At 74.9% G+C, this 18,246-nt stretch carries 18 protein-coding genes; 13 read left to right on the forward strand and 5 right to left on the reverse strand.

All coding sequences use genetic code 11. The features are described 5' to 3' along the window. Positions 1-84: 84 nt before the first annotated feature. Both xylB and xylA read right to left on the reverse strand, forming a co-directional pair. Positions 85-1,551 carry a xylulokinase gene (xylB, locus tag JIG38_RS05470; RefSeq protein ID WP_199422758.1) on the reverse strand — a complete coding sequence of 489 codons (1,467 nt, stop codon included), beginning with the start codon at positions 1,549-1,551 and terminating at the stop codon, positions 85-87. A gap of 125 nt (positions 1,552-1,676) precedes the next feature. Next, positions 1,677-2,864 carry a xylose isomerase gene (xylA, locus tag JIG38_RS05475; RefSeq protein ID WP_199422759.1) on the reverse strand — a complete coding sequence of 396 codons (1,188 nt, stop codon included), beginning with the start codon at positions 2,862-2,864 and terminating at the stop codon, positions 1,677-1,679. A gap of 90 nt (positions 2,865-2,954) precedes the next feature. Between xylA and JIG38_RS05480 the strand changes: the two genes are divergently transcribed. From JIG38_RS05480 to JIG38_RS05495, 4 genes are all read left to right on the forward strand, one after another. Continuing rightward, entirely contained in the window at positions 2,955-4,247 is a 1,293-nt protein-coding gene (locus tag JIG38_RS05480) for an ROK family transcriptional regulator (RefSeq protein ID WP_199422760.1), read from the forward strand. Between the two features lie 66 nt (positions 4,248-4,313). Beyond that, positions 4,314-5,453: a lactonase family protein gene (locus tag JIG38_RS05485; RefSeq protein WP_199422761.1), complete on the forward strand. Its 1,140-nt coding sequence runs from the start codon at positions 4,314-4,316 to the stop codon at positions 5,451-5,453. A 161-nt stretch (positions 5,454-5,614) separates the two neighbouring features. Then, positions 5,615-6,892: a D-inositol-3-phosphate glycosyltransferase gene (mshA, locus tag JIG38_RS05490; protein WP_199422843.1), complete on the forward strand. Its 1,278-nt coding sequence runs from the start codon at positions 5,615-5,617 to the stop codon at positions 6,890-6,892. A gap of 81 nt (positions 6,893-6,973) precedes the next feature. Then, positions 6,974-7,714 (forward strand): phosphoglyceromutase, encoded by a 741-nt coding sequence (locus JIG38_RS05495; RefSeq protein ID WP_199422762.1) that lies wholly within the window; start codon positions 6,974-6,976, stop codon positions 7,712-7,714. A gap of 97 nt (positions 7,715-7,811) precedes the next feature. On the opposite strand, the gene JIG38_RS05500 is transcribed toward JIG38_RS05495, so the two are convergent. Further along, positions 7,812-8,237, reverse strand: a complete 426-nt coding sequence (locus tag JIG38_RS05500) for a VOC family protein (RefSeq protein ID WP_233404524.1) — start codon at positions 8,235-8,237, stop codon at positions 7,812-7,814. 208 nt (positions 8,238-8,445) lie between these two features. Further along, positions 8,446-9,102: a phosphate signaling complex protein PhoU gene (phoU, locus tag JIG38_RS05505; protein ID WP_199422763.1), complete on the reverse strand. Its 657-nt coding sequence runs from the start codon at positions 9,100-9,102 to the stop codon at positions 8,446-8,448. A gap of 252 nt (positions 9,103-9,354) precedes the next feature. Between phoU and JIG38_RS05510 the strand changes: the two genes are divergently transcribed. The 8 genes from JIG38_RS05510 (at position 9,355) to JIG38_RS05545 (ending at position 16,987) form a co-directional block, all read left to right on the forward strand. Then, a complete protein-coding gene (locus JIG38_RS05510; protein WP_199422764.1) occupies positions 9,355-10,503 on the forward strand; it encodes a sensor histidine kinase in 1,149 nt (382 codons plus the stop codon). Continuing rightward, positions 10,500-11,186: a response regulator gene (locus tag JIG38_RS05515; protein WP_199422765.1), complete on the forward strand. Its 687-nt coding sequence runs from the start codon at positions 10,500-10,502 to the stop codon at positions 11,184-11,186. The genes JIG38_RS05510 and JIG38_RS05515 overlap by 4 nt, the downstream gene beginning before the upstream one ends. A 188-nt stretch (positions 11,187-11,374) precedes the next feature. Next, a complete protein-coding gene (pstS, locus tag JIG38_RS05520; protein ID WP_307844611.1) occupies positions 11,375-12,490 on the forward strand; it encodes a phosphate ABC transporter substrate-binding protein PstS in 1,116 nt (371 codons plus the stop codon). Between the two features lie 86 nt (positions 12,491-12,576). Beyond that, a complete protein-coding gene (pstC, locus tag JIG38_RS05525) occupies positions 12,577-13,653 on the forward strand; it encodes a phosphate ABC transporter permease subunit PstC (protein WP_372419841.1) in 1,077 nt (358 codons plus the stop codon). Next, positions 13,653-14,615, forward strand: coding sequence for a phosphate ABC transporter permease PstA (gene pstA, locus JIG38_RS05530; protein WP_199422766.1), 963 nt, complete (start codon positions 13,653-13,655; stop codon positions 14,613-14,615). The genes pstC and pstA overlap by 1 nt, the downstream gene beginning before the upstream one ends. A gap of 52 nt (positions 14,616-14,667) precedes the next feature. Continuing rightward, the gene (gene pstB / locus JIG38_RS05535) at positions 14,668-15,447 is read left to right on the forward strand and encodes a phosphate ABC transporter ATP-binding protein PstB (RefSeq protein WP_199422767.1); all 780 of its coding nucleotides are present in this window, start codon (positions 14,668-14,670) and stop codon (positions 15,445-15,447) included. Positions 15,448-15,515: 68 nt separating this feature from the next. Beyond that, positions 15,516-16,550: a metalloregulator ArsR/SmtB family transcription factor gene (locus tag JIG38_RS05540; RefSeq protein WP_199422768.1), complete on the forward strand. Its 1,035-nt coding sequence runs from the start codon at positions 15,516-15,518 to the stop codon at positions 16,548-16,550. Beyond that, positions 16,547-16,987, forward strand: a complete 441-nt coding sequence (locus tag JIG38_RS05545; protein WP_199422769.1) for an arsenate reductase ArsC — start codon at positions 16,547-16,549, stop codon at positions 16,985-16,987. The genes JIG38_RS05540 and JIG38_RS05545 overlap by 4 nt, the downstream gene beginning before the upstream one ends. Before the next feature lie 85 nt (positions 16,988-17,072). Here the strand turns inward: JIG38_RS05545 and JIG38_RS05550 are convergent, their stop codons facing one another. Continuing rightward, the gene (locus JIG38_RS05550; protein WP_199422770.1) at positions 17,073-17,564 is read right to left on the reverse strand and encodes a hypothetical protein; all 492 of its coding nucleotides are present in this window, start codon (positions 17,562-17,564) and stop codon (positions 17,073-17,075) included. 171 nt (positions 17,565-17,735) lie between these two features. Between JIG38_RS05550 and JIG38_RS05555 the strand changes: the two genes are divergently transcribed. Beyond that, entirely contained in the window at positions 17,736-18,218 is a 483-nt protein-coding gene (locus tag JIG38_RS05555) for a CarD family transcriptional regulator (RefSeq protein WP_199422771.1), read from the forward strand. Positions 18,219-18,246 lie beyond the last annotated feature (28 nt).

Consider the following 18,246-nt stretch of genomic DNA (forward strand, 5'->3'; position numbering starts at 1 on the left):
CCCCCCCCCCCCCCGGCGCCGGGGGGGGGGGGGGGGGGGGCGGGGGGTCGCGGGGGCGGCCCCCCCCCCCCGCGGCGGGGAGGGTCAGGCCGGGCGGCGGGCCGTGAGCTCGCGGACCGCGGCGTACTGCTCGCGGATCACGGGTGCGTGGGGCGCGGTGAACGTCTCGCTCGGGGCACCCGCCCACGACGGCGCCTCGGTGGCCCCGCCCCGGGCCGCGAGGACCCACGCGGCCTGGCGCGCGGCGCCGTCGGCGACGTACTCGCCCGGCTCGGGCACCGTGACGTCGAGCCCGAGCACCGCGGGGGCGATGCGGCGGACCGCCTCGGACTGCGCGCCGCCGCCGATGAGCTGGACCCGCTCGACCGGCACGCCCTGCGCGCGCAGCGCGTCCAGCCCGTCCGCGAGCGCGCACAGCATGCCCTCGACCGCGGCGCGCGCGAGGTGCGCGGGCGTCGTGTTCGCGAGCCGCATGCCGTGCAGCGCGCCCGTGGCGTCGGGCTTGTTGGGCGTCCGCTCGCCCTCGAGGTAGGGCACGAGCACGAGCCCGTCGGCCCCCGCGGGCGCCGAGAGCGCGAGCGCGCTGAGCCCCGCGTGGTCGACGCCGAGCATGCGCGCGGCGGCGTCGAGCACGCGCGACGCGTTGAGCGTGCACGCGAGCGGCAGGTAGGCGCCGGTCGCGTCGGCGAAGCCCGTCACCAGGCCGGACGCGTCCGCCGTCGGCGTCGCGGAGATCGCGGACACCACGCCGGACGTCCCGATCGAGATCGCGACGTCGCCCGGGCGCATGCCGAGGCCGAGTGCCGCGGCCGCGTTGTCACCCGCCCCGGGCCCGAGCAGCAGCGTGGAGCCGTCGGCCCGCGCGACCTCGTACGCGACGTCGGACGGGCCGAGCACGCGCGGCAGGACGGCGTCGTGCCCGAGCGCGAGGGTGAGCAGGTCGCGCCGGTAGTCCTCGGTGAAGGGCGACCAGTAGCCGGTGCCCGAGACGTCGGAGCGGTCCGTCACGAGCGCCGCGAGGTCGGCCGCGCCCGCGTCGTTGCCGGCGAGGCGCCAGGTCAGCCAGTCGTGGGGGAGCGCGACGGCCGCGACGCGCGCGGCGTGCTGCGGCTCGGCGTCGCGCAGCCAGCGCAGCTTGGTGACCGTGAGCGAGGCCACGGGCACGGACCCGATCGCGGACGCCCATGCGGCCGCCCCGCCGTCGGCGGGCGTGTCCTCGGCCGCGGACCCGCCCAGCTCGCGCACGAGGTCGAGCGCGGCCTGGGCCGAGCGCGTGTCGTTCCACAGCAGCGCGTCGCGCACGACGGCGCCGTCCGCGTCGAGCGCGACCATGCCGTGCTGCTGGCCGCCGACGGCGAGCGCGGCGACGTCGTCGATGCCGCCCGCGGCCTCGAGGGCGGTGCCGAGCGCGTCCCACCAGTGGCGCGGGTCGACCTCGGTGCCGTCGGGGTGGCTCGCGCGGCCGGTGCGCACGAGGGCGCCGGTCTCGGCGTCGCGGACGACGACCTTGCAGGACTGGGTGGACGAGTCCACCCCGGCGACGAGCGTCATCGCTTCTCCTCGGGGTTCAGGGGTTCAGGGGTTCTCGGTTCGGGGGTGGTGGTCACGCGGGACGCGTCAGGCCCCGGACGCGGCGCGGTGCGCACGTCCGGGGCCTGACGACGGCGGGCTGTGGGTCAGCGGGCGCCGAGCGCGTGCTCGAGCGCGAGCTGGTTGAGGCGCACGAACGCGAAGCCGTGCGCGCCCACCTCGTCGGTGTCGACGTCCTCGAACGCCGAGCGGTCGGCGAGGAACGCCTCGAGCGTCTCGCCCTCGCCGAGCGTCGGCTGCGCGAGCTCGAACACGCCGGACGCGTGGAGCGCCTCCTGCACCTCGGGGTCGGCGCGGAACGCGAGCGCCCGCTCCTTGAGCAGGATGTAGGTGGCCATGTTGGCGGCCGCCGAGTCCCACACGCCCTGCATGTCCTCGGTGCGCGAGGGCTTGTAGTCGAAGTGGATCGGGCCCTCGTAGCGCGGGCCGCCGCTCGGGAAGCCGTTCTCGAGCAGGTCCACGGTCGCGAAGGCGGAGAACAGGTCGCCGTGGCCGAAGACGAGGTCCTGGTCGTACTTGATGGACCGCTGGCCGTTGAGGTCGATGTGGAAGAGCTTGCCCTGCCACAGGGCCTGCGCGATGCCCGTCGTGAAGTTGAGGCCCGCCATCTGCTCGTGCCCGACCTCGGGGTTGAGGCCGACGATGTCGCCGTTGTCCAGCGTCGAGATGAGGCCGAGCGCGTGGCCGATGGTCGGCAGGAGGATGTCGCCGCGGGGCTCGTTCGGCTTGGGCTCGAGCGCGATGCGCAGGCCGTAGCCCTTCTCCTTGATGTAGCCGGCGACGGTGTCGATGCCCTCGGCGTAGCGCTGGTGCGCGGCGAAGAGGTCCTTGGCGGCGTCGTACTCGGCGCCCTCGCGGCCGCCCCACATGACGAACGTCTCGGCGCCCAGCTCGGCGGCGAGGTCGACGTTGCGCAGGATCTTGCGCAGCGCGAAGCGGCGCACGCGGCGGTCGTTCGACGTGAACGCGCCGTCCTTGAAGATCGGGTGCGAGAACGTGTTGGTCGTGACCATCTCGACCTTGATGCCGGTCTCGTCGAGCGCGCCGCGGAAGCGGTCGAGGATGCGGGTGCGCTCGGCGTCGTCCGAGCCGAAGGGCACGACGTCGTCGTCGTGGAACGTCACGAACGACGCGCCGAGCTCGGCGAGGCGGTGCACGGACTCGACCGGGTCCAGCTCGGGGCGCGTGGCGTCGCCGAACTGGTCGCGGGCGGCCCAGCCGACGGTCCACAGACCGAACGAGAACCTGTCCTCGGGGGTGGGCTTGCGGACCATCTGGCGTCTCCTCGATGAGAGCGGGCGGGGCGGTGACCCCGATTTGTTGGATGACTAAACATATCCGCGGATCGTCGGTAGGGTCAAGGCATGACGGACGTCGAGGAGGGTGCGCGCCCGGCGCTGCACCGAGCGTCGGGGACGGGCCGCGGCCGCCGCGCCCCCGAGGCGGTCGCCCGCCAGCAGAGCCTGCGCCAGCACAACCTCGGCGTCGCGCTGCGGCACGTGCTCGACGCGCCCCGGCCCGTCTCGCGGGCCGACATCGCGGGCGCCACGGGCCTCACGCGCGCCACCGTCTCGGCCCTGGTCGACCGGCTCCTCGCGCTCGACCTCGTCGCCGAGCTCGCCCCGGTCGCGGCCCAGCGCGCGGGCCGGCCCGCGGTCCCGCTGGTCCCCGCGCGCGGCACGGTCGCGGCGGTCGGCATGGAGGTCAACGTCGACTACCTCGGCGTCCGGGCGGTCGACCTCGCGGGGGAGGTCGTCGCCGAGGAGGTCGAGGGCGGCGACTTCCGCGGCAGCGACCCGGCCGACGTCCTCGACCGCCTCGCGCGCCTCGCGGGGCAGGTGGTCGCGCGTCTGTCCGCCGACGGCGTCGCGCTCGTCGGGACGGCGCTCGCGCTGCCCGGCCTCGTGGACAGCGTCACCGGCCCGCTGCGCCTCGCCCCCAACCTCGGCTGGCACGACGTCGACGTCGTGGCCCTGCTCACGCGCCACCCGGTCCTCGCGGGGCTGCCGCCGCGCCTGGCCAACGAGGCCAACCTCGCCGCCGGCGCCGAGGCGCGAGCGCGGCGCGGCGACGGCCCGTCGAGCTTCGTCTACGTCTCGGGTGAGGTCGGCGTCGGTGGCGCGATCGTCCTCGACGGGCAGATCTTCGCGGGCCGGCACGGGTGGAGCGGCGAGATCGGCCACATGGTCCTGGGCACCGCGGGCACCGCCGGCACCGCCGACGAGGGCGGCACCCTCGAGAGCTACGCGGGCCAGGACGCCGTCCTCGCGCGGGCCGGGCTCGACCGGTCCGCGCCGCTGTCCGCGCTCCTCGCCGCGGCCGACGACGGCGACCCGCGCGCGCTGGCCGCGCTCGACGTCGCCGGCTCCGCGCTGGGCGTCGCGCTCGCCAACGTCGTCAACGTCGTCGACGTCGAGCAGGTCGTGCTCGGCGGCATCTACGCCGAGCTCGCGCCGCGCCTCGCCGACGCCGTGAGCGCTCAGCTGCGGCGCCGCGTCATCTCCGCGGCGTGGTCGAGCGTCGAGGTGAGCGTCGCGCGCGCGGGCCGCTACCCGGCCATGACGGGCGGCGCGCTGTCGGTGCTCCAGGCGCTCGTGGACGACCCGGCGGGCTGGGCAGGCGAGGACGCCGTCGTCGCGGCGGGCGCCGACGCCTGAGGGACACGTGCCGCCCCTCGGTCGGCGGTGCCGGGGCCGCGGTCGCCGCCCCTAGGCTCACGCCCTGTGACCTCCGCCACGCCCCCCACGCCGGCCCGCCCGGCCGACGCCGAGGCCGGGGCGCGACCCGTGCGCGTGTGGGTCGGCACGTACCCCGCGGACGGCCCGGGCGGCGCGGTGGGCACCGGCGAGGGGATCTGGCTGCTCGAGCTGGACCCGGCGAGCGGTCGCCTCGAGGGCCGGCTCGCCGCGGCCACGCCGACCCCGTCGTTCCTCGCGACGCACCCCGGCGGCGGGTGGCTCTACGCCGCGGGCGAGTGGGACGAGGGCAGCCTCACGGCGTTCGAGGTCGCCGAGGACGGCACCCTCACCGAGCGCCAGCGCCTCTCGAGCGACGGCGGCTGGCCGTGCCACCTGCTCGTCCACCCCGCGGGCCGCGCGCTCTGGGCGACCAACTACGAGACCGGCTCGGTCGTCGTCGTCCCGCTCGCGCCCGACGGCGGCTTCGCGCCCGAGGTCGTCGCGACCGGCCGCCCCGCCGCGACGTTCGGCCACCGCGGCTCGGGGCCGCGCGCGGACCGGCAGGAGGGGCCGCACGCGCACTCGAGCACGCTCGTCGACGGCGGGTGGCTGCTCGTCGCGGACCTCGGCACCGACGAGCTGCGCCGGTTCCGCGTCGACGGCGACGGCGGGCTGACCGAGCAGGGGACGGCGTTCCGGTTCGCCCCCGGCACCGGGCCGCGGCACCTCGCCGTCGGCCCCGGTGGGCACCTCTACGTGGTCGGGGAGCTCACGGCGACCGTGCACGTGCTCGCGTGGGACGCGCCCTCGGGGACGGCGACCGAGCTGCAGGTCGTGCCCGCGTGCGCGAGCCCCGTCGTGTCGGGCCGCCACCTCTACCCCGCGCACCCGGTCGTCGCGGGCGAGCAGCTGCTCGTGGGCGTGCGCGGCGCCGACGTCGTCGCGCGGTTCGCGCTGCTCGACGGCGGCGCCCGGGTCGAGCACCGCGCGGACGCACCCGTCGGGGGCGCGTGGCCGCGCCACCTCGCGCTCGTCCCGGGGGACCACGGGTCTGCCGCCGGCTGGGTGGTGGTCGCGGTGCAGAACGCCGGGCTCGTCACGAGCCTGCCCTGGGACGGCGCCGCCGTGGGCGAGGTCGCGGGGTCGCTCGCCGTGCCGTACCCCGCCTGCGTCGTCCCGGCCTGAGGTGCCGCGGCCCGTCCGGCCGCCCGCTCCGTGGGCCCGGTGAGCGCGCACGCCCCGGACGACGGATACTTGCTCTGTCAACGGTGGACGGCGGCCTCCGTGCGCGCCGGCGACGAGGAGCGGCGGGTGAGGCAGCGGTGAGGGACGAACCACGCGTGGCCATGCTCTCCGTGCACACGTCGCCGCTGGACCAGCCGGGCACCGGTGATGCCGGCGGCATGAACGTCTACGTCACCGACCTCGCGCGCGCGCTCGCCGCGCGCGGCGCGGAGGTCGAGATCTTCACGCGCGCGACGGCGTCGTCGCAGCCCGACGTCGTGCCGCTCGACGAGCGCGTGCTCGTCCGGCACGTGCCCGCCGGCCCCTACGAGGGCCTCGACAAGAGCGAGCTGCCGGGCCAGCTCTGCGCGTTCACCGCGGGTGTCCTGCGGACCGAGGCAGCGCGGTCCGCGGGCTGGTACGACGTCGTCCACGCGCACTACTGGCTGTCGGGCCAGGTCGGCTTCCTCGCGGCCGACCGCTGGGACGTCCCGCTCGTGCACACCATGCACACGCTCGCCAAGGTCAAGAACGCCGCGCTCGCGCCCGGCGACGCCCCCGAGCCGCACGGGCGCGTCATCGGCGAGGAGCAGGTCGTCGCGGCCGCCGACGCCCTCGTGGCGAGCACGGCCGAGGAGGCGGGAGACCTCGTCGAGCTCTACGACGCCGACCCGGCCGCCGTCCACGTCGTCGCCCCGGGCGTCGACCTCGACCTCTTCGGGCCGGACGCGCGGGCGCGCGACCCCCACGACGCCCGTGCGCGCGCGCGCCGCGAGGTCGGCCTGCCGCCCGACGAGCACGTCGTCCTCTTCGCGGGCCGCGTGCAGCCGCTCAAGGCGCCCGACGTCCTCGTCCGGGCGCTCGCCGCCCTGCGCGCGCGGGCGCTGCCCGTGCCGCTCCTCGTCGTCCTCGGCGGCGCGAGCGGGGGCCGTGCCGCGGTCGACGACCTGCGTGCGCTCGCCGCGTCGCTCGGCGTCGCGGACCGGGTGCGCCTGCGGCCACCCGTCGCGCGGGCCGCGCTCGCGCGCTGGTACCGCGCCGCCGACGTCGTCGCCGTGCCGTCGCGCAGCGAGTCCTTCGGGCTCGTCGCGGCCGAGGCGCAGGCGTGCGGGACGCCCGTCGTCGCGGCCGGCGTCGGAGGGCTGCGCACCGTCGTCGTCGACGGCGTGACGGGTGTGCTCGTGCGGGGTCACGAGCCCGACGCGTGGGCGCGCGCGCTCGCCGACCTGCTGGCCGACCCGGCCCGTCGCGCGCTGCTCGGCGCCGGGGCGCGCCGGCACGCGCGCGGGCTCGGCTGGGACGCCGCGGCGGCCTCGATGCTCAAGGTCTACGAGCTCGCGGCCGAGCGTCGCCGCGCCCTCACGGGGCACCCCCGGCACCGGCGGCCCGTCGCGCGCTGACCGCGCCTACCGCCGCGCGCGGCACGTCTGCTGGACGGACGTCCCGGAGGCGGCCCGCGGGCCGTGCGGCAGGATGGACGCATGACCTACACCCTTGTCCTGCTCCGCCACGGCGAGAGCGAGTGGAACGCCAAGAACCTGTTCACCGGCTGGGTCGACGTCGCCCTCTCCGAGAAGGGCGTGGCCGAGGCGAAGCGCGGCGGCACGCTGCTCACCGACGCCGGCGTCCTCCCCGACGTCGTGCACACGTCGCTCCTGCGCCGCGCGATCACGACCGCGAACCTCGCGCTCGACGCCGCCGACCGGCACTGGATCCCCGTCAAGCGCAGCTGGCGCCTCAACGAGCGGCACTACGGCGCGCTCCAGGGCAAGGACAAGAAGCAGACGCTCGCGGAGTTCGGCGAGGAGCAGTTCATGCTGTGGCGCCGCTCCTACGACGTCCCGCCGCCCGAGATCGCGCTCGGCTCGGAGTTCTCGCAGGACGCGGACCCGCGCTACGCGGGCGAGCCCACGGTGCGCACCGAGTGCCTCAAGGACGTCCTCGAGCGCGCGCTGCCCTACTGGGAGAGCGCGATCGTCCCCGACCTGCGCGAGCGCAAGACCGTGCTCGTCGCGGCGCACGGCAACTCGATCCGCGCGATCGTCAAGTACCTCGACGACATCGACGACGAGACCATCGCCGGGATCAACATCCCCACGGGCATCCCGCTGCGCTACGAGCTCGACGAGGAGACCCTCAAGCCCGTGACGAAGGGCGGCCAGTACCTCGACCCCGAGGCCGCGGCCGAGGCCATCAAGGCGGTCGCGAACCAGGGTCGCTGACCCCTCCGCCGGCGCTGCCGGCGCACGTCCGACGACGGTCCGTCACCCCTCGCGGGTGGCGGACCGTCGTGCGTCGGGCCGCGACCCGTGGAGCGCGCTAGGCCTCGTCCGAGAAGACGGTGAGGTGGACGGCGTCGGGGGTGTCCAGGCGCGCGTTGAGGGACCCCCACGGGGTGCGCGTCGGCGGCGCGACGACCGCGGCACCGGCCGCCTCGAGCGTCCCGGCCGCGTCGGCCGCGTCGGCGACGCCGAGCGCGACCCGCAACGCCGGGGCCACTCGCCGGCCGACCTCGACGTCGTCGATGTAGGCGGCCTGGTCGGCGTCGACCAGCTCGAGCGTCGCGCGGCCCGCCTCGAGCAGCACGACCCTGCCCTGCGGGCCGCTGAAGTCGGCCGACTGCGGCAGGCCGAGCCGGTCGCGCCAGAGCGCGACCGCCGCCTCGAAGTCCTGCACGGTCATGACGAGCCGCAGCTCGTGCACGGCGGGGATGGGCGTGGTCGGCATCGCGCTCGGCTCGGTCATGTCCCCGTCAACCGCGCCCGGCCCGCGGTGCTTCCGCGGTCGGGTCCGGACGAGACGTGCGGCGCACGGTGCTCGTGATGCCGGTGTGACGTCGCGGCAGGCCGGTGGCGTGCCACCGGCACCAGGGGCACCGCGCGCCGCACGTCCTGAGCGGACCGGGTCGCCGGAGGGGCTCCGGCGCGTGCGGGTGGGGCGCCGCTGGTGCGGGTCAGGCGCCGCGGTCCTCGGCGAAGTCGCCCGTGACGAGGTAGACCACGCGGCGCGCGACGGCGACGCCGTGGTCGCCGAAGCGCTCGAAGTACCGCGCGCACAGGGTGACGTCGACCGTCTCCTGCGCGGTGAGCTGCTGGGTGCCGCCGAGCGTCGCGCCGAACGTCTCGGCGTGGAGGTGGTCGAGCAGGTCGTCGGCCTTCTCGATGGCAGCCGCCACGTCGAGGTCGTGCGAGGCGAGCACCTGGGTCACCGCCTGCGCGACGGCGACGGCCCCCTGGTGCATCTGCGTGAACGTGTCGACCAGGCCGGCCGGCACCGCGGAGGCGGGGTAGCGCAGGCGCGCGACCTCGGCGATGTGCCGCGCGAGGTCGCCCATGCGCTCGAGGGACGCGCTCATCCGCAGCGCGGAGACGACGACCCGCAGGTCGCGCGCGACGGGCTGCTGCTGCGCGATGAGCAGCACGCAGCGCTCGTCGAGGTCGCGCTCGATGGCGTCGATGGTGTGGTCGTCCGCGATGACGCTCTCGGCGAGCGGGAGGTCCGCGGTCAGCAGCGCGGTGCCCGCGGACGCGATCGCGGACTCGACCAGCCGGCTCATCGCCGTGAGGTCCTCGCCGAGCGCCGTGAGCTCCGCCGTGAAGATGTCCCGCATGCTGTCCCTGCCTGTCGTCGGCCGCGTGCGGCCGGTCGTCGGACCGTCCGCGGACCGTCGGTCCGGGCGGCGGTGCGCCGCCCTCCGGGTCGGCGCGCACGCGGTGGCGCGTGCTCCACGGCGGAGGTTCGCAGGGCGAGGTGAACGGTCGGCCACCCCGAGGTGAACATCAGCGGGCGTCGGGGCGGCAGGGGCTCGTCACGCGACGGAGGGGTGCCGCGGCGACCGTAGGGTGGCGATGTGATCGATGGGATGACGGCCCTGGTGGCGGGCCTGCTGGGCCTCGCCGTGGGGCTCGCGGCCGCGCTCGCGTTCCGGGTGAGCGAGCGCGAGCAGCACGCCGAACCGCCCGAGCCGCCCACCGACGGGCTCGACGAGGGCGTCGCCGCGGTGCTCGCCGTGCTGCGCTCGGCCGCCGTCGTCGTCACGCTCGACGGGACCGTGGTCCGCGCGAGCGCCGCGGCCCACGCGTTCGGCCTCGTCCGCAGCGACCGCGTCGCGCACGAGGAGGTGCGCGCGCTGACCGCGGCGGTCGCGCGCGACGGCGAGATCCGCGACGCCGAGCTCGAGCTCCCGCGCGGCCCGCTCGGCGGGGCGACGATCCTCGTGCAGCTGCGCGTCGCACCGCTGGGCATCCGGCACGTCCTGCTGCTCGCCGAGGACCGCACCGAGGCGCGCCGCGTCGAGGCGATCCGCCGCGACTTCGTCGTCAACGTCTCGCACGAGCTCAAGACGCCCGTCGGCGCGCTCGCGCTGCTGGCCGAGACGGTCGAGCAGGCGGCGGAGGACCCCGAGGCCGTGCGGCGGTTCGCAGCGCGCATCCAGACCGAGTCGACGCGCCTGAGCCACCTCGTGCAGGAGATCATCGAGCTGTCGCGGCTCCAGGTCGAGGACCCGCTGAACCAGGCGCGCACGGTCCCGCTCGACGACGTCGTCCACGAGGCGGTCGACCGCGCGCGGACCGGCGCGGCGGCCAAGGACATCGCGCTCGAGTCCGGCGGCGACCGGGGCGCGCACGTGTGGGGCGACCACGACCTGCTCGTCACCGCCGTCCGCAACCTGCTCGACAACGCGATCGCCTACTCCGACCCGGGCACGCGCATCGCCGTCGGCACCACGCTGCGCACCGGCGACGGCCTCGTCGAGGTCGCCGTCGTCGACCAGGGCATCGGGATCCCGACCGACCAGCAGGACCGGCTGTTCGAGCGGTTCTACCGCGTCGACGAGGCGCGGTCGCGCGACACTGGCGGCACGGGCCTCGGCCTGAGCATCGTCAAGCACATCGCGGCCGACCACGGCGGCGAGGTCACCGTGTGGTCCGAGCCCGGCCAGGGCTCGACCTTCACCATCCGCCTGCCGCTGGCGTCGGCCGGCGTGCCCGAAGAAGGAGACGGCGCATGACGCGCATCCTCGTGGTCGAGGACGAGGAGTCCTACCGCGACCCGCTGTCCTACCTCCTGCGCAAGGAGGGCTTCGACGTGTCGGTGGCCGCGACCGGCCCCGACGCGCTCGACGAGTTCGAGCGCGTGGGAGCGGACCTCGTCCTGCTCGACCTCATGCTGCCCGGGCTCAGCGGGATCGAGGTGTGCCGCCGCCTGCGCCAGACGAGCAACGTGCCGGTCATCATGCTCACCGCGAAGGACAGCGAGATCGACAAGGTCGTGGGCCTCGAGATCGGCGCCGACGACTACGTGACCAAGCCGTACTCGTCGCGCGAGCTGCTCGCGCGCATCCGTGCGGTGCTGCGCCGGCGCACCGAGGCGCCCGAGGCGCTCGACGACGGCGCGCTCGAGGTCGGGCCCGTGCGCCTCGACCCCGAGCGGCACACGGTCGAGGTCGACGGCGTCGCGACCGCGTTCCCGCTCAAGGAGTTCGAGCTCCTCGAGTTCCTCATGCGCAACGCGGGCCGCGTCCTCACGCGCGGGCAGCTCATCGACCGGGTGTGGGGCTCGGACTACGTCGGCGACACCAAGACCCTCGACGTCCACGTCAAGCGCATCCGCGCGAAGATCGAGGCGGACCCGGGCAACCCGGTGCGCCTGCAGACCGTGCGCGGCCTGGGCTACAAGCTCGCCGACCACTGAGCCCGCGCCCGGCGCAGCGTCGCGCCGGGCACGTCCCCTCGGACCACGCCGTCCCGCCGGACCGAACCGTCCCGCCGCGTTCACCCTGCGTTCACCGTCGCCCGGGTCCCCGGTCACCCGCGCTCCCTACCGTCCGGAGTGCTGGGGGCAGACCCCGCCCCGGGCACGGATCGACAGGACGGAACACAGTGAAGATCGACCGACTCAGCCGGAAGGCGACCGTCGTCGCCATCGGCGCGCTCTCGCTGACCCTCGCAGCGTGCGGCTCGGACAACGCGGTTGAGCCTGACCCCGCCGCCTCGGGTTCCCCCGACACCGAGGAGGTCTCGACCCTGAGCGGCCAGCTCGAGGGCGCCGGCGCGAGCTCCCAGGAGTCCGCGATGCAGGCCTGGATCGCCGGCTTCCAGAGCTCGAACCCGGACGTCTCCGTGGCCTACGACCCGGTCGGGTCGGGCGGCGGGCGCACGCAGTTCCTCGAGGGCGGCACGCAGTTCGCCGGCTCGGACGCGGCGCTCAAGGAGGACGAGCTGGCCCAGGCCGCCGACCGCTGCGTGAGCGGCGAGGCCGCCGAGCTCCCCCTCTACATCTCGCCGATCGCGGTGATCTTCAGCCTCGAGGGCATCGACTCCCTGAACATGTCGCCGGCGACGATCGCGGGCATCTTCGACCAGAAGATCACGACGTGGAACGCCCCGGAGATCGCCGCGGAGAACCCCGACGTCGAGCTCCCCGACCTGCCGATCACGCCGGTCAACCGCTCGGACGAGTCCGGCACCACCGAGAACTTCACCGAGTACCTCGCGGCGACCGCCCCCGAGGCGTGGCCGCACGAGGCGAGCGGCGACTGGCCGGTCGCGGGTGGGCAGTCCGCCCAGGGCACGTCGGGCGTCGTCCAGACGGTGACCGACGGCGACGGGACGATCGGCTACGCCGACGCGTCGAAGGCCGGCTCGCTCGGCACCGTCGCGGTCAAGGTCGGCGAGGCCTACGTGCCGTACTCGCCCGAGGCCGCGGCCGCGGTCGTCGACGCGTCCCCGCGCGCCGAGGGCCGGCCGGAGGCCAGCCTCGTGGTCGAGCTCGACCGCACGACGACGGCCGAGGGTGCCTACCCGCTGGTCCTCGTCTCCTACTCGCTCGCCTGCACGCAGTACGAGGACCCGGCCGAGGCCGAGCTCGTCAAGGCGTTCCTCGGGTACGTGGCGAGCGAGGAGGGCCAGACGACCGCGGCCGAGGCCGCGGGCGCCGCCCCCATCTCGGACGAGCTGCGGGCCGAGGTCGAGTCCGTCATCGAGTCCATCTCCTGACCGACGCCCGCACGGTGGCCGGCCCCGCTCGGGCCGGCCACCGTGCGCCGTCCGTCCGTCAGCGCCTCCCCCTCCCCGGAGCACCCGTGAGCAGCAGCACCCCCCGGCTGGTCAGCACCCCCGAGACCGAGCCCCCCGCCCGCCACGCGTCGGCGGCCGGGCCACCCCCTGCCGACGGCGGGACGCCACCCGGTCGCGAGCGGTCCGGCGACACGGGCCGCGCCGTCCGCTCGACCCGCCGCGACCTCGCGGGACGCCTGTTCGCCACGACGGCGACCGGCGCGGGTGCCACGATCCTCGTGGTGCTCGCGGCCGTCGCCGTCTTCCTCGTGCTCCGGGCCTGGCCCGCGATGTCGGCGTCGTCGGAGGAGCTGAGCGAGGGCGTCCAGTGGTTCCCCGAGGGCGAGACCCTGCTGGGCTTCGTCGGGCCGCTGATCTTCGGCACGGTGCTCGGCGCGCTCGTGGCGCTCGTCATCGCCGTGCCCCTCGCGGTCGGCATCGCGCTCTTCACGTCGCACTACGCCCCGCGCCGCATCGCGTCGGGGCTCGGGTACGTCGTCGACCTGCTCGCGGCCGTCCCGAGCGTCGTGTACGGCCTGTGGGGCGTCGTCTGGCTCGCGCCCCGCCTCTCGCCGCTGTGGGAGTGGCTCGCGGACACCCTGGGCTGGATCCCGCTCTTCGCCGGGCCCGCGAGCCAGCCGCCGCGCACGATCATGACGGTCGGCCTGGTGCTCGCCGTGATGATCCTGCCGATCATCACGGCCGTCTCGCGCGAGGTCTTCCTCCAGACGCCGCGCCTGCACGAGGAGGCGGCGCTCGCCCTCGGCGCGACCCGCTGGGAGATGATCCGGATGGCCGTCCTGCCGTTCGGACGCTCGGGCCTCATCAGCGCCTCGATGCTCGGGCTCGGCCGCGCGCTCGGCGAGACGATGGCCGTGCTCATGATCCTCTCGCCCGGGTTCACCTACTCGTTCGCGCTGCTCCAGGCCGGTCGCCACCAGACCATCGCCGCCAACATCGCGAACCAGTTCCCCGAGGCCAACCCGCTGGGCGTCTCGACGCTCATCGCGACCGGTCTCGCCCTGTTCGTCATCACGCTGGCCGTCAACATGGCCGCGCGCTGGGTCGTGTCCCGGCGCAAGGACTTCTCCGGAGCGAACTGATGGCCACCACCACCCCCACGGCCGACCGGTCGCCGAGCAGCGCGACGACGCGCGACCTGCTCACCTCCTCCGGCGGCCGTCGCCGGTTCACGGACCGCGCGATGACGGTCGTCGTCGCGCTCGCGTTCGGCGTCGCGCTCGTGCCGCTGCTCTCGCTCGCGTGGACCGTCGTGAGCAACGGCGTCGAGCGGCTCTCGCCCTACTTCCTCACCGTCTCGATGCGCGGCGTCTTCGGCGGCATGGACGCCGGCGGCATCTACCACGCGATCGTCGGCACCGTGCTCGTCACCGGGGCGGCGACGGTCATCTCGGTGCCCATCGGGATCATGGCCGCGGTCTACCTGGTCGAGTACGGCCGCGGGCCGCTCGCACGGGCCGTGACGTTCTTCGTCGACGTCATGACGGGCATCCCGTCGATCGTCGCCGGCCTGTTCGCGTACGCGCTCTTCGCGGTGTTCTTCGGACCCGGCGTGCGGTTCGGCCTGGTCGGCGCCGTCGCGCTGTCCGTCCTCATGATCCCCGTCGTCGTCCGGTCGTGCGAGGAGATGCTGCGGCTCGTCCCGAACGAGCTGCGCGAGGCGTCCTACGCCCTCGGCGTGCCCAAGTGGCTCACGGTCGTCAAGGTCGTGCTGCGGACCGCCGTCGGCGGCATCGTCACGGGCGTCATGCTCGCGATCGCGCGCGTCATCGGCGAGACCGCGCCCCTCCTCGTCACCGTGGGCGTCATCGACTCGATCAACACCAACGTGTTCGAGGGCCGCATGATGACCCTCCCCGTCTACGTGTTCCGCCAGTACGCGCAGGGCCTGGTCCCGTGCACGGAGGGCGCCACGGACTGCATCGAGACGATCAACATCGACCGCGCCTGGGCCGCGGCCCTCACGCTCATCCTCATCGTCATGGTGATCAACCTCGGCGCCCGCCTCGTCGCGCGGTACTTCGCGCCGAAGGCCGGCCGCTGACGGCCGACGCCGCCCCCTCGACCTCACCCCGCACCCCCGGAAGGACGCCCTCGTGGCACAGCGCATCGACATCAAGGACCTCGACGTCTTCTACGGCTCGTTCCGGGCCGTCGCCGACGTCGCCATGACCATCGAGCCGCGGTCGATCACCGCGCTCATCGGCCCCTCGGGCTGCGGCAAGTCGACCTTCCTGCGCACGCTCAACCGCATGCACGAGGTCATCCCGGGTGCTCGGGTCCAGGGCACGGTGCTCATGGACGGCGTCGACCTGTACGGAGCCGGCGTCGACCCCGTCGCGGTGCGCCGCCAGGTCGGCATGGTCTTCCAGCGACCGAACCCGTTCCCGACGATGTCGATCGCCGAGAACGTCCTCGCGGGCGTCCGGCTCAACAACCGCCGCATCTCCAAGGGCGACGCGAACGACCTGGTCGAGTCGTCGCTGCGGGGCGCGAACCTCTGGAACGAGGTCAAGGACCGTCTCGACCGCCCGGGCTCGTCGCTCTCGGGCGGGCAGCAGCAGCGCCTCTGCATCGCGCGCGCGATCGCGGTGAAGCCGCAGGTGCTGCTCATGGACGAGCCGTGCTCGGCGCTCGACCCGATCTCGACGCTCGCCATCGAGGACCTCATGGCCGAGCTCAAGGACGACTACACGATCGTCATCGTCACCCACAACATGCAGCAGGCGGCCCGCGTCAGCGACCGCACCGCGTTCTTCACGATCGAGGGCACGGGCAAGCCCGGCCGGCTGGTCGAGATGGACGACACGCGCACCATGTTCTCGACCCCGACGCAGCAGGCGACGGAGGACTACATCTCCGGCCGCTTCGGGTGAGCTGATCTGCTAAGGCCTTGTTTCGAGGATCTTCTAATGAGAGGATCGTCGAAACAAGGAGGCGGCCCATGACGACGACCGACGTCGGTCCCCAGCACGCGCTCTCCCGCGACGCCGCGGAGGGGGTGGCGGGAGTGCTCCGGGCGCTCGCCGACCCGCTCCGGCTGCAGATCGTCTCCGCCGTCGCCGGCGCCGCGTCGGGTCGGCTCCCCGCCGGCGCGATCGCCTCCCTGACCGAGCTGACCGCGCCGACCGTCTCGCACCACCTGCGCGCGCTGCGGGAGGCCGGCGTCCTCGTCGCCGAGCGGCGCGGCACCTGGGTGCTGTACGGCCTCGCCCCGGGCATGGACCGGGTGGTGTCCGACCTGCTCGACGCACTGGCCGCCGCGGCGGCGCGGTCGACGGGACCGGGTGCCGGGCCGACGGCGCGCGACGGCGACGACACGGACCACGTGCTCCTCGACGTCGACGCGGTGCTCGCGCGCACCACGCGCCGCCTCGCCGCCCGCTTCGCCGACCTCGACGACGAGCTCGTGACGCGCGTGGTCCGGGGCTCCTACACCGCGCTCGGCCGGACGGCGCGCGTCACGCAGCACCTCCCGGTGCTCGCCGAGCGGTTCGCCCGGCAGCGGCTCGAGGACATCGCGGCGGCCCGCGCGGGCGACGGCGACCGCAGGCCGCGCGTGCTCTTCGTCTGCGTCGCGAACGCCGGGCGCTCGCAGCTCGCCGCGGCGCTGCTGCGGCGGGTCGCCGGCGACGCCGTCGTCGTGCGCTCGGCGGGCTCCGTCCCCGCCGCCGAAGTGCACGCGACGGTCCGGCCCGTCCTCGACGCCCTCCTCGCCGACGGCGACGAGGAGCCCTTCCCCAAGCCGCTCACCGACGACGCCGTCCGTGCGGCGGACGTCATCGTCACCATGGGCTGCGGCGACGCGTGCCCGGTGCTCCCCGGCAAGCGCTACGAGGACTGGGCGGTGGGCGATCCCGCGCTCGCCTCCCCGCTCGGCGTGCAGGCGATCCGGGACGACCTCGAGGCCCGGGTCCGGGCGCTCGCCGCCGACCTCGTCCCGCCGTCCGGCGGGCAGCGATCCCAGGAGGACGCATGACCGAGAGCACCACGCCGACCACCGACGCCCGACCGTCCGCCCTGTTCGTGTGCGTGCACAACGCCGGCCGGTCGCAGATGGCGGCCGGGTTCCTCACGCACCTGTCGGGCGGTGCCGTGGAGGTGCGCTCGGCGGGCTCGATGCCGGCCGACCAGATCAACCCCACGGCCGTCGACGCCATGCTCGAGGTGGGCATCGACATCCGCGACCAGCGACCCAAGGTGCTCACGACGGAGGCCGTCCAGGCGTCCGACGTCGTCATCACGATGGGGTGCGGCGACGTCTGCCCGATCTTCCCCGGCAAGCGCTACGAGGACTGGGCGCTCGACGACCCTGCCGGCCAGGGGATCGAGCCCGTCCGCGTGATCCGGGACGAGATCCGTGGGCGCGTGCTGCAGCTGCTCGACGAGCTGGGGGTGGAGCCCGTCGCCGTCTGACCCGACCGGGGCCACGGGCGCGTGGTGAAGGGTTCGTCGCGCGGGGCGCGACCAAGCCTTCACACCCCCGACGGAGTGCCGGGGGTCAGCCCTCGTCGTCGCCCGACGGGACGGCGTCCGCGTACTCGGGCAGCGTCCCGTCGAGCACGGGGACCCCGACCGTCGTCGACCCGGCGTCGGACGTCACCGTGAGGTCGATGAACGCTCCCGGGGGCTCCTCGACGCTCTCGACCTCGAGGGTCTCGCCGTCCTCCTGGCCCAGCAGGACCGTGCCGCGGCCGTCGACGCGGAACGTGCCCGCCTCCGCGCCGGCGACGGCGATCGTCACGCTCGTCGCCTCGCCCGCGTCGTTCGTCACCGAGCCGACGACGGCGCCCGGCTCGCCCTGGCCCGCCGAGAGCACGATGAGGTTGCCGAGCCGCAGGTCGCCGAGCTCGACGTGCGAGCCGTCCGACGCCGCGTAGTTGTTCTGCGTCGTGATCGGGTTCGTCGCCGAGCACCCGGTCAGGAGGAGCGTGGCGGCCGCGAGCGCGGCGGTCGTGGCCGTGGCGACGGCGCGACGAGGACGGCTGATCACACGGGGCTCCTGGAGTCCTGGGTCAAGGCGGTCGGTGCGGGGTCAGCCTAGTGCCTGCCGGACCCCGCGACGGGGGCGGGTGCCCCTGACCTGCGCAAACGGTCGCCGGAGCCGGTCCGATGGGGCAAAAGGCATGCTAAGATGGGCATCCGCGAAAGGGGACGCCTCCACATGACCTTCACCGTAGGCGAGACCGTTGTCTACCCGCACCACGGGGCAGCGCTGATCGAGGAGATCAAGACCCGCACCATCCGGGGTGAGGACAAGCTCTACCTCAAGCTCAAGGTGGCCCAGGGCGACCTCACCATCGAGGTCCCGGCGGAGAACGTCGACCTCGTCGGCGTCCGTGACGTCGTCGGCCAGGAGGGCCTGGAGCGCGTGTTCGACGTGCTGCGCGCCCCGTACACCGAGGAGCCGACCAACTGGTCGCGCCGCTACAAGGCGAACCTCGAGAAGCTCGCGTCGGGCGACGTCATCAAGGTGGCCGAGGTCGTCCGCGACCTGTCGCGCCGCGACGCCGACCGCGGCCTCTCGGCCGGCGAGAAGCGCATGCTCGCCAAGGCCCGTCAGATCCTCGTCTCGGAGCTCGCACTCGCCGAGCACACCGAGGAGGAGAAGGCCGAGGCCATCCTCGACGAGGTCCTCGCCTCCTGACCGGCGACAGCGCACAGGCTCCTGCAGC

The sequence above is a fragment of the Actinotalea solisilvae genome, assembly GCF_016464425.1.
Lineage (GTDB): Bacteria > Actinomycetota > Actinomycetes > Actinomycetales > Cellulomonadaceae > Actinotalea > Actinotalea solisilvae.